The 2,772-nt window shown below is 71.0% G+C and carries 2 protein-coding genes; one reads left to right on the top strand and one right to left on the bottom strand.

Annotated elements, in window-relative coordinates; all coding sequences use genetic code 11:
- Positions 1–82: 82 nt before the first annotated feature.
- Entirely contained in the window at positions 83–913 is an 831-nt protein-coding gene (locus G6031_RS16155; protein ID WP_182653813.1) for an acyl-ACP thioesterase domain-containing protein, read from the bottom strand.
- A gap of 165 nt (positions 914–1,078) precedes the next feature.
- On the opposite strand from G6031_RS16155, the gene G6031_RS16150 reads away from it, so the two are divergent.
- Entirely contained in the window at positions 1,079–2,644 is a 1,566-nt protein-coding gene (locus tag G6031_RS16150) for an FMN-binding glutamate synthase family protein (RefSeq protein WP_182653812.1), read from the top strand.
- The last annotated feature ends 128 nt before the right edge of the window (positions 2,645–2,772 follow it).

The following is a 2,772-nucleotide window of genomic DNA, read 5'->3' as shown; positions in this document are numbered from 1 at the left end:
GATGGCCAACGCGGGCGCGCTGTTGGAGGACGTGGCCGCGGAGGTCGTCTCGCGCATCCTGCCCTGACGATCGTCCGCTCGCCTAGCTCTCCTGCCGGGCGTCCGGCTGACCCGTGACGGTCACCGTCGCCGCGACGCGGTCGTCCACCGTCATCCACATCTGCAACCGATGTCCGGTCCGCCGACGCCGGATCGTCATCGACGACCCCGGGACCACGGGGTGCGAGTACTCGATCACGACGCGGTGGCGCTGCCTCAGCAGGTCCTGGTGATCCATGAGCTCGTCCTCGACGGCGTCGAGGTAGGCGGCGTTGTTGACGTGCTGGAGCAGGTCGAAATCCGTGCTGCGGAGGATGTGGGGCCGGTCCTCCGGTAGATCCTGTCCGGTGGACCCGACGGGCGGGGGCGTGGTCATGGCGGCCCACCGCAGGCGGTGGGTCTCCGTGGTCGCCGACAGGGTGGCGAAGCCCTCGTCGCTGATGCGGGCGGGCACGCCGTGGGCGCTGACGTTGATCCAGAACGCCTCGGTCTCCACCAGTCCGTCGGGTCGCGGCCCGTCGTCGTCGGGGCCGTCCCGGTGCTCCGCCGTCAGTCGCACCCGCATGTTCGCCCACCGGGTGGACAATCCGGAGCACCAGCGCTGGAGGTGGACGGTGGCCGGCCAGGAGATCGGCTCGATCACGTCGATCACGGTCCGCCGGACGATCCAGTACGGGTCGGTCCGCGCGTGACCGGTGGCCTCGAGATCGTCGCCCGCCACGTCCTGGAGGTACCGGGCGATGCTGTCCAACCGCAGCCGGCGCAGGGGATCGACCTCGCCCGTTCGCACCGTGCGGGAGGTGGAGTAGCCCGATCCGGCCGAGGGTGGAGGGGGAAGCGGTTGCGGGCCGTCATCCTGCACTGGGTCGGTCATCTATATGGTCCTCTCGCGTGTCCGGTCCGGGCGGGCGCGTCGCGCCCTTCCGGTATCCCGCGACGGTCCGGCCACTGTAGACGTACTCCCACCGCGCGGCGGTCCCGGGCACGCCGGGCGACGGGTGGTCCATGATGGGGACACCGACAGACCCCGGAGGTCGACATGCGCAAGTGGCTCCTCGGCGCCCCCGTCGCCGCCCTGGCCGCCGTCGCGGCCTCGGACCTGAGACAGACCAGGTACCCGATCCTGCGGACCTTCCCCGTCCTGGGGCACGCGCGGATGGCCCTGAGCTCCATCGGTCCCGAACTGCGCCAGTACATCGTGGCGGGCAACAACGAGGAGCGGCCGTTCACCCGGGACCAACGTGCCTGGATCCAGGAGTCGGCGGAGGGACGGGCCACAACGTTCGGGTTCGGCACGGACAACAACATCGAGTTCCTCGAGGGTTACCCGATCGTCAAGCCGCGCACGTTCGCCGGGGTGACGGTGTCGGCCCACGCGCACTCCGCCGAGCAGCTCCAACTCCCACCGGCCAAGGTCCTCGGCGCCGCCCGCGGCCGGGCCCGCGCGTTCCGCCCCGAGTCCCTGGTGTCGATCTCCGGGATGAGCTACGGCGCGCTGTCGGCCCCTGCTGTCGAGGCCCTCAACCGCGGCGCCGCTCTCGCGGGCGCTCTGCACAACACGGGCGAGGGCGGGCTGAGCCCGTACCACCAGAAGGGCGGTGACCTGGTCTTCCAGATCGGCACCGCCTACTTCGGGGTCCGCGACGCCGAAGGCCGATTCGACATCGACGCTCTGGTGGCCCTCACCGAGAAGCACCCGATCCGGGCGATCGAGATCAAGCTCAGCCAGGGCGCCAAACCCGGACTGGGCGGCCTGCTGCCCGCGGCCAAGGTCACGGCGGAGATCGGGCGGATCCGCGGCATCCCCACCGACCGCGAGTGTGCGAGCCCGTCCCGGCACACCGCCTTCCACGACGTGGACTCCATGCTCGACCTGGTGGAGGAGATCACCGAGCGCACCGGCCTGCCGGTGGGCATCAAATCCGCGGTCGGCGAGCTGGACTTCTGGGAGCAGCTGGCCGCCGCGATGATCCCGCGGCAGCGCGGCGTCGACTTCATCACCATCGACGGTGGCGAGGGTGGCACCGGCGCCGCCCCGCTCGTCTTCACCGACGCGGTGTCACTGCCGTTCCGGTTGGGATTCTCCCGCGTCTACCGGGTCTTCGCCGAGGCCGGACTCACCGACGACGTGGTGTTCGTTGGCTCCGGCAAGCTGGGCATCCCCGAGAACGCGGCGGTCGCGTTCGCGCTCGGTGTGGACATGATCGCCGTCGGCCGCGAGGCCATGCTCTCCATCGGCTGCATCCAGGCCCAGAAGTGCCACACCGACCGCTGCCCCACCGGGGTGGCCACCCAGAACCCGTGGCTGGTCCGAGGAGTGGACCCCACGAACAAGGCCGTGCGGTGCGCGGCCTACATCCGGTCGCTGCGACGCGATCTCGTCAAGATCTCCGGCGCCGTCGGCGTGCCCCACCCGTCACTGATCGGGCCCGAGGACGTGGAGCTGGCCAACGGCACCCGGGACTCGACGACGCTCGCGGAGATCTACGGATACCGACCCGGGTGGGGACTGCCCGGCCCGGCCGACATCCGCCGGATCAACGACCTCATGACCGCGAGCGGCGCGGCCGAGCACACCGCCGCCTACACGCCCCCCGGGCTCTGACCACACCCCTGCCCACCCCTGTTCCTCCCCGCCCCGGCATCGAAAAGAGCGTTCCGCGCAGATCTACTCGGCCGATGTGTGCGGAACGCTCTTCCCGACGGCTGCGGGCGGGGGCCGGCGACTACGCC

The sequence above is a fragment of the Dietzia sp. CQ4 genome (assembly GCF_014145125.1).
GTDB classification, from domain to species: domain Bacteria; phylum Actinomycetota; class Actinomycetes; order Mycobacteriales; family Mycobacteriaceae; genus Dietzia; species Dietzia natronolimnaea.
The sequence above is the reverse complement of the archived record's forward strand: the minus strand, read 5'-3'. Positions and strand labels throughout refer to the sequence as shown.